The organism is Salinivibrio sp. SS3 (assembly GCF_001722105.1).
GTDB classification, from domain to species: Bacteria; Pseudomonadota; Gammaproteobacteria; order Enterobacterales; family Vibrionaceae; genus Salinivibrio; species Salinivibrio kushneri.
In genome coordinates, this window is sequence record NZ_MEBQ01000041.1 from 62,320 (window position 1) to 69,840 (window position 7,521).

The window sequence follows — 7,521 nt, forward strand, 5'->3', positions numbered from 1 at the left end:
CACAGTTACCCCCACATAAGGGGTAACGCATTAAAGCCATAGAACGAATTTCGGAGAGCACCAGATGGGTAAAATCATTGGTATTGACTTGGGTACAACCAACTCATGTGTCGCCGTACTTGACGGTGAAAAAACGCGCGTCATTGAGAACGCAGAGGGTGATCGTACAACACCATCGGTTATCGCTTACACACAAGATGGTGAAACACTTGTCGGTCAGCCTGCGAAGCGCCAGGCAGTGACAAACCCAGAAAACACCCTGTTTGCTATCAAGCGTCTGATCGGCCGCCGCTTCGAAGATGAAGAAGTGCAGCGTGATATCAGCATCATGCCTTACAAAATTGTTAAGGCAGATAACGGTGACGCTTGGGTTGAGGCGAAAGGCCAAAAAATGGCTGCGCCACAGGTGTCTGCTGAAGTCCTGAAGAAAATGAAGAAAACCGCTGAAGATTTCCTCGGCGAGGAAGTGACTGGCGCGGTTATCACAGTCCCTGCTTACTTTAACGACTCTCAGCGTCAAGCAACCAAAGATGCTGGTCGTATCGCAGGTCTAGAAGTTAAACGTATCATCAACGAACCAACAGCTGCGGCACTGGCTTATGGTCTAGACAAAAAAGGCGGCGATCGCACAATCGCTGTGTATGACCTAGGTGGTGGTACCTTCGATATCTCTATCATCGAAATCGATGAGGTAGATGGCGAGCAAACGTTCGAAGTATTGGCCACAAACGGTGACACGCACCTTGGTGGTGAAGATTTCGATAACCGCTTGATCACCTACTTGGTTGACGAGTTCAAAAAAGAGCAAGGCATCGACCTGCGTCAAGACCCGCTAGCGATGCAGCGTGTCAAAGAAGCGGCTGAGAAAGCGAAGATTGAACTGTCTTCTGCGCAGCAAACAGACGTGAACTTGCCGTATGTGACGGCGGACGCAACCGGTCCTAAGCACATGAACATCAAAGTGACTCGTGCAAAGCTTGAATCTCTGGTTGAAGATCTGGTTCAGCGCTCACTAGAACCAATGAAAGTAGCACTGGCTGATGCCGAGCTATCGGTTGACGAAATCACTGACGTTATCTTGGTTGGCGGTCAAACCCGTATGCCAATGGTACAGGCCAAAGTGGCAGAGTACTTTGGTAAGGATGCACGTAAAGACGTGAACCCTGACGAAGCCGTTGCGATGGGTGCCGCGGCACAAGGTGGCGTACTGTCTGGTGATGTAAAAGACGTACTGCTGCTTGACGTGACGCCGCTTTCACTGGGTATCGAAACCATGGGCGGTGTGATGACCAAGCTGATTGAGAAAAACACCACGATCCCAACTAAGGCGAACCAGGTGTTCTCAACTGCAGAAGACAACCAAAGCGCGGTAACAATCCACGTGATTCAGGGTGAGCGTAAGCAAGCCATGCATAACAAATCACTGGGTCAGTTCAACCTCGAGGGCATCCAGCCTGCGCCACGCGGTGTGCCACAAATCGAAGTGACCTTCGATTTGAACGCTGACGGTATCTTGAATGTGTCTGCGGCTGATAAGCAAACCGGCCAAGAGCAGAAGATCACTATCCAAGCGTCTGGCGGCCTAAGTGACGAAGACGTTGAGAAGATGGTGCAAGAAGCAGAAGCTAACAAAGAAGCGGACAAAAAGTTCGAAGAGCTAGTGACTGCGCGCAACCAAGCTGACCAACTGGTTCACGGCACGCGTAAGCAAATGGACGAAGCAGGTGACAAACTGCCTGCTGAAGACAAAGAGAAGATCGAAACCGCCATTTCTGAGCTAGAAACCGCACGCAACGGTGAAGACAAAGAAGACATCGATGCGAAGGTTCAAGCACTGGTTGCCGCTTCATCAAAACTGATGGAAATCGCGCAGCAGCAAGCTCAAGATGAGCAGGCGCAGCAAGACGCCGGTGCTGATTCAGCAAAACAAGACGACGATGTTGTCGATGCTGAGTTCGAAGAAGTTAAAGACGACGACAAGAAATAAGCGAAAGCACTGTCGTTAATAAGCACGGGCGTAGGGGAGCAATCTCCTTCGCCCGTCGTTTTATCAAACAGTGAATTGAACGTCTTTGTTTTGTTGACGTAAACAGGTGCAGTCAGACCATGTCTAAAAGAGATTTGTATGAAGTGCTCGGCTTAAGCCGCGATGCAAGCGAGCGCGATATTAAAAAAGCCTATAAGCGGCTGGCAATGAAATATCACCCAGACCGCAACAAAGGCGAAGATGCAGCCGATCAGTTTAAAGAAATTAAGTTGGCCTATGAAGTGCTGACCGACCCGCAAAAACGCGCAGCCTATGATCAATATGGTCACGCAGCCTTTGAACAAGGCGGCATGGGAGGCGGCGGCTTCGGCGGCGGTGGCTTCGGTGGAGGTGCTGACTTTAGCGATATTTTTGGTGACGTATTCGGCGATATATTCGGCGGAGGTCGTCGTGGTGGTCAGCAACGCGCGCAACGTGGAGCCGATTTACGCTACAACATGGAGCTTACGCTTGAAGAAGCGGTCCGTGGCGTCAGCAAAGAGATCGAAGTCCCTACTTATGTCGGGTGTAAAACCTGTGATGGCAGTGGGGCGAAACCAGGTTCGAAAAAACAAACCTGTGGAACCTGTAACGGTATCGGCCAAGTGCAAATGCGCCAAGGTTTCTTCGCGGTTCAACAAGCATGTCCAACGTGTCATGGCAGCGGGACCATTATCAAAGATCCTTGTAACAGTTGCCACGGCCAAGGTCGCGTAAAAGAAACCAAGCACTTGAATGTAAAAATCCCTGCGGGGGTTGATACGGGTGATCGCATTCGCTTATCCGGAGAAGGTGAAGCGGGTGAAAACGGTGCCCCGGCGGGTGACTTGTATGTTCAAGTGCACATCCGCGAACATCATATTTTTACCCGTGATGGCAACAACCTCTACTGCGAAGTACCAGTGAGCTTCACCATGGCAGCCCTCGGCGGCGAGGTTGAAGTCCCTACCTTAGATGGTCGTGTTAGCTTAAAAGTCCCAGCAGAAACACAAACGGGTCGCATGTTCCGCATGCGCGGTAAAGGTGTGCAGTCTGTTCGTGGCGGCGGTGTTGGCGATCTCATCTGCAAAATGGTGGTTGAGACTCCAGTTAATTTGAGTAGCCGGCAGAAAGAGCTGCTTCAGGAGCTGGAAGAGTCGTTTAGTGGCTCTGAGGCGAAAAAGCACAAGCCAAAATCAGAAGGTTTCTTTGACGGTGTTAAGAAATTCTTTGACGATTTAACCGGATAAACGACTGAGTTTCTCCCGCTACGCTCGACGGCGAGTCAGAGCGTACTGAAATAATTAGCGGCCAGCTCTATGCTGGCCGTTTTAATGTCTGAAGAACCCCATTTTTTGCACGATCTTGGGGTAAGGGGCAGGATGCGTTGGATGAGGTAGAGGTTATTAGTCCATTAGCATAGAGCACTAAGGTTGCGCAGGGATCATCGGTTTGTGAGTGATTAGCTCGAGGGTGAGCAAGGATCTTATAGGTAGCCTCACCACTTTGAATTTCGAATCGATAATCAGGCGATAACTGGCAATCGGCACAGAGTGCTTTTGCTTCTAAGTCGGTTGCATCTGATACCGAAGGATAGTGTTTTGTCGTAATGAACTGCTGCTCTACCCAGGCTTGTAACTGAATTAAGTGTCGCGTCGCTGCGTGCCGTGTCTGTCGTTGTTGGTACTCCGTATAGCTGGGTATGACTACCCCTGCAAGTGTGGCGATGATAGCCAAGACGAGCATCATTTCGATCAATGTCACCCCATGTTGTAAATAGCGACAAAAAGATAAACGCATTTCTACGGGCCTCTCGAAGACTCAATCACCAAACGCATACAGAGGTTATGAGAGTGGTAATCTGAGCGCAATCAGCAGGCGAAGATCCTGGGAGGCAGTATGCGTTTTATCTCTCATCAAAAACGACGTTATCATGGCTTTACTTTAATAGAGTCACTGATTGCGCTTGCTGTCCTGGCGGTTACATGCAGTATTGCGTTTCCCAACTTTCAAAAAGCGCACCAAGCGACGTTAATTGCCAATGAGAGTGCGGCACTCTCTAGTTTGTTTCAGTTGGCACAAAGCCGAGCTGTCGAAGAAAGTCGATCGTATGTTGTTAGCTTAGTGAGTGAGGGTGGGATTGACTGCATTGTTGCCAAAGCAAAAGTATCTTCCACAGTCCGAGCATCAGCCCAACAGCCATCGACTCACGCCTGCCATCAAACGCAAGCCTTGATGGTGAGGCTAGATAAACAGGTCACACTAAAAAAACAAGTTAAAGAAGAGTGGCAATTACAGCCAGACGGCGATTTATTTACGATTGACTTTCGAACCCAGCGGCCGAACCTCAACCTCACACTTGGATTAATGGCTAAGAAGCGCCAACAGCCAGACTATGTAGTGCAAGTTCGTCAGTACCTGGGTTTTAGCCATTGTAAAAAAAATAAGGACAACACGACGTGTCACACTGAGGGCGAAAACGATGCGAGCAGTTAACCAGTTGGGGTATGGCTTGCTCGAACTGCTTATCGGTTTATCGGTTAGCCTAATGGTCATGTTGGCGGCATTGTCGATGATGACGTCCGCGAGTGTGACCCAAACCCGCCTTGATGCGAAGACTAGCTTATCCCTTGAGCTAAGTCGCTTACTGACCATGATGGAGTCTGATATTCGTCGAGCTGGATTGTGTTATCAGTGTGGGGAGACCACGGCGTTTCAAGTAGATAAGCATCTAGTGCTGATTGAGAACATTGGCGGTACCGACGATACCGATGGCACTGACGGCATCGACGACGCCGACAATATCACTCAGGGGCAATGTATTCGTTTTGCCTACCAACAGACGGGGGTCACTCCTCAGTTGGATGCAGGAAAAGATGATGTAAAGGGCTTTCGGTTCGATGCTGATAATCAGGCTGTAGAAATCTACGAGAACCACGACGATACAGACAACTGGAGGTGCAAATTCGGTTATTGGCGAGATATTTCTTCGCGCAATATTGTGATTGATAATCTGACTTTTGAGCGCGAAGAAGTGAGCACGTCTAATGATCGCGTAGTCACAGCCCTAACCATTACCTTATCTGCCGCGTTAAAAGAAGCCCCACACACGCAAGAAAGCTTATCTCGCACCCTAGTTTTACGTAACACAATGAGGCAGTGATGAGAAAGACACAGACCGGTATTGCAACGCTCGTTGTGGTGGCCAGTATTGCTATGATAGCACTGTTGATGGTGCTTGGCGTGAGTCGACGTGCGATCAATGATATCCAGCAAGCGCAGGCACGAATTAAAACGCAAGAGTATCTCTCACGAGCTTGGGCGGGGTTAGATTGTGCGGTGGCGAAAATATATCACGAGGGCCTCGACCTCTCATCCGGTGAGACGGCCAAAGGGATGGCTCAACTATCAGAGTGCCAAGGTGTGGCTGGAAGTCGATTAGAGCTAGCGCCTTGGGCAAACAATCCCTCGTTGTGGCGGCTAAGCAGTCACTCACATCAGCAGCATGTTGGGGTCACATTGCAAGGTGCGGGAGGCGGTCGCGCGGCTGCGTTTGCCACTTCAGGTTCGGTGTTATTTTATGGAGCGAATAAGTGGCGGCCGGCGAAGGGTAAAAAACGTGACGATGATAGCTATGAATGTCAGTCCATTATTGCCGGTGGCGATGTGAAGATCAGCCCACGAAAGCCAAGTGAATCAGATAAAAGTGACCAGGAGAATCAAAAGAGCGAAAGCAAAAACACATTTACCGTCCACTTAGAAGTGGGCAAAGGATGTGCACCCGAGTATAAAACTAAAGTCCCTTATGGCGAAGTTGCGGATAGCCGCGATGAGGCAGAGACGCTGCTGAAAAAAGATGTACAAACCAATGTGAAGGACATGGACCTTTTTCAGGACTTTTTTGGTGTCCCGCGTTCACAGTGGCAGCTTGCCAAACAGCAGTTTGAGGAAAAAGGCGGAACCGTCGTTGACACGCATGGCAATGCATCGGAGTGTTATGAAGCGGTCTACAATGCGATGGAGCAGGGGAGCGGACAACCTAACGTTAAAGTCTGGGTTGATGGGCCTTGTGATTTAAGTCGCGGAGGGGAAAAGAGTTTGCCGAGTGGCCCACACGTCCCACCCGTGTTGTTGGTTGTACAAGATGGCATTATGGCACTTCGTGGTGCGATGAACCCATTCAATGGTGTCATCTATCAATTTAATCCCACGATGAAAGCGAATGAGTATGCGAGGCAATGGGGCATGGATAGCTCTCAGAGTGGGCAGTTGTCATGCACGCACAGTGATGCGACGATTCGCGAGCTTTGCCAGAATATCACTGCCAATGTGAAAAAACCTCAGCAGGCAAGCCGTGTCCCCTTCTGGTTTGATGGCAGTTTTAGAACTGAGGGTGCATTTATCAGCGATGTGCCTGATGGCAATACCGTCATTAATGGCTCGTTGGTTGCCAATTATAATGATGGTAATAAGCGTGCTAGTTTTCAGGGGCTCGGGCAGCTAAGGCCCTTACCCAATAGCTATTACAACCTAACACCACCCAGTGGAGGATAAGGCGATGAAGTCTCAATCTGGGTTTTCATTCTTAGAGATAATGATCGCGCTCGTGCTGGTCTCTGTCACGGGGTTAGGCCTGTATAGTCTCACCGCAGAGATTGAAGCTCGGCAATATAATGCCAAGCTCGCCGAAGGGGCCATGCATATTGCCAATGATCAACTCGCCCTTTGGCAGCGCATCAACACCGATACACCTTGCTCAGCAAAGAATGGAGAAAAGGTTCAGCTTTCAAATATTGCTGGTTGCTTGATTGAAACTAAAGAGACGCCTTACCAACTAAAAGCGGAAACCACAAAAACCTTGATGGGGGAGACAGGCCCTTATGCTAAACAGTTGGAAGTCATCGTAAGTTGGAAAGATAGTCGGGGGGGGGCTCAGTCACTAATCTTTTATTTTACCGCCTCTATCCATCGTCATGGTTAAGCTGAAACCCCGTCAATTCACCTTTTTTGTATGCTTTTTGTTCGCCTGGAAAGTTTTTCTTAAAAACCCCTTGCGCCCAAAAATTACCTCTCTATAATGCGCTCTCGTTGGCACGGCAAGCCGCGCTAACAACGGCAAAATAGCCAAGCAAACAAAACGCTTGACTCATTGCCAAGGTGGCGTAAAATGCCACTCCCGCTCAAGATTGAGCGGCGCTCTTTAACAATTTGACCTATGCAATCTGTGTGGGCACTCGTTAAGAATAGACAAAAAGATTTATTCGATGAACTGAGTGACCAAACGACAACTTTTATAGTTGTTCGGCACAGTCAATTCGTTTGTCTCTTCGGAGATAAACAGTAATCAGTATTCATTGAGCAGTTTCTACGGAAACACCAAACTTAAATTGAAGAGTTTGATCATGGCTCAGAATGAACGCTGGAGGCAGGCCTAACACATGCAAGTCGAGCGGAAACGGCAGAAGTAAAGCTTAGGAGGATAGGAAGTACGTCGAGCGGCGGAGGGGGGGGAGAGG

Annotated in this window: 7 protein-coding genes and 1 rRNA gene; 7 read left to right on the forward strand and 1 reads right to left on the reverse strand. The window is 49.2% G+C overall.

Annotated features, from left to right (window positions below; translation table 11 throughout):
- Window positions 1–64: 64 nt before the first annotated feature.
- Both dnaK and dnaJ read left to right on the forward strand, forming a co-directional pair.
- Window positions 65–1,987, forward strand: a complete 1,923-nt coding sequence (gene dnaK / locus BGL48_RS11660; protein ID WP_069362799.1) for a molecular chaperone DnaK — start codon at window positions 65–67, stop codon at window positions 1,985–1,987.
- 119 nt (window positions 1,988–2,106) lie between these two features.
- Window positions 2,107–3,255, forward strand: a complete 1,149-nt coding sequence (dnaJ, locus tag BGL48_RS11665) for a molecular chaperone DnaJ (protein WP_069362800.1) — start codon at window positions 2,107–2,109, stop codon at window positions 3,253–3,255.
- Window positions 3,256–3,322: 67 nt separating this feature from the next.
- Here dnaJ and BGL48_RS16625 read toward each other — a convergent pair whose 3' ends face one another.
- Window positions 3,323–3,805 carry a type IV pilin protein gene (locus BGL48_RS16625; protein WP_069362801.1) on the reverse strand — a complete coding sequence of 161 codons (483 nt, stop codon included), beginning with the start codon at window positions 3,803–3,805 and terminating at the stop codon, window positions 3,323–3,325.
- A 99-nt stretch (window positions 3,806–3,904) separates the two neighbouring features.
- On the opposite strand from BGL48_RS16625, the gene BGL48_RS11675 reads away from it, so the two are divergent.
- The 5 genes from BGL48_RS11675 to BGL48_RS16405 form a co-directional block, all read left to right on the forward strand.
- Window positions 3,905–4,501 carry a pilus assembly FimT family protein gene (locus BGL48_RS11675; protein WP_069362802.1) on the forward strand — a complete coding sequence of 199 codons (597 nt, stop codon included), beginning with the start codon at window positions 3,905–3,907 and terminating at the stop codon, window positions 4,499–4,501.
- Window positions 4,488–5,168, forward strand: coding sequence for a hypothetical protein (locus BGL48_RS11680; protein ID WP_069362803.1), 681 nt, complete (start codon window positions 4,488–4,490; stop codon window positions 5,166–5,168). Before BGL48_RS11675 ends, BGL48_RS11680 begins: the two co-directional genes overlap by 14 nt.
- Complete coding sequence (locus BGL48_RS11685) at window positions 5,168–6,559, forward strand: hypothetical protein (RefSeq protein ID WP_069362804.1); 1,392 nt, start codon at window positions 5,168–5,170, stop codon at window positions 6,557–6,559. Before BGL48_RS11680 ends, BGL48_RS11685 begins: the two co-directional genes overlap by 1 nt.
- A gap of 4 nt (window positions 6,560–6,563) precedes the next feature.
- The gene (locus BGL48_RS11690; protein ID WP_069362805.1) at window positions 6,564–6,986 is read left to right on the forward strand and encodes a type IV pilus modification PilV family protein; all 423 of its coding nucleotides are present in this window, start codon (window positions 6,564–6,566) and stop codon (window positions 6,984–6,986) included.
- 403 nt (window positions 6,987–7,389) lie between these two features.
- Window positions 7,390–7,521, forward strand: a 16S ribosomal RNA gene (locus BGL48_RS16405); the annotation flags it as partial.

What these genes read in the sequence shown, in the direction of transcription:
- dnaK (WP_069362799.1), top strand. Translation starts at nt 65, where the DNA reads ATGGGTAAAATCATTGGTATTGACTTGGGTACAACCAACTCATGTGTC.
- dnaJ (WP_069362800.1), top strand. Translation starts at nt 2,107, where the DNA reads ATGTCTAAAAGAGATTTGTATGAAGTGCTCGGCTTAAGCCGCGATGCA.
- BGL48_RS16625 (WP_069362801.1), bottom strand. Translation starts at nt 3,805, where the DNA reads ATGCGTTTATCTTTTTGTCGCTATTTACAACATGGGGTGACATTGATC.
- BGL48_RS11675 (WP_069362802.1), top strand. Translation starts at nt 3,905, where the DNA reads ATGCGTTTTATCTCTCATCAAAAACGACGTTATCATGGCTTTACTTTA.
- BGL48_RS11680 (WP_069362803.1), top strand. Translation starts at nt 4,488, where the DNA reads ATGCGAGCAGTTAACCAGTTGGGGTATGGCTTGCTCGAACTGCTTATC.
- BGL48_RS11685 (WP_069362804.1), top strand. Translation starts at nt 5,168, where the DNA reads ATGAGAAAGACACAGACCGGTATTGCAACGCTCGTTGTGGTGGCCAGT.
- BGL48_RS11690 (WP_069362805.1), top strand. Translation starts at nt 6,564, where the DNA reads ATGAAGTCTCAATCTGGGTTTTCATTCTTAGAGATAATGATCGCGCTC.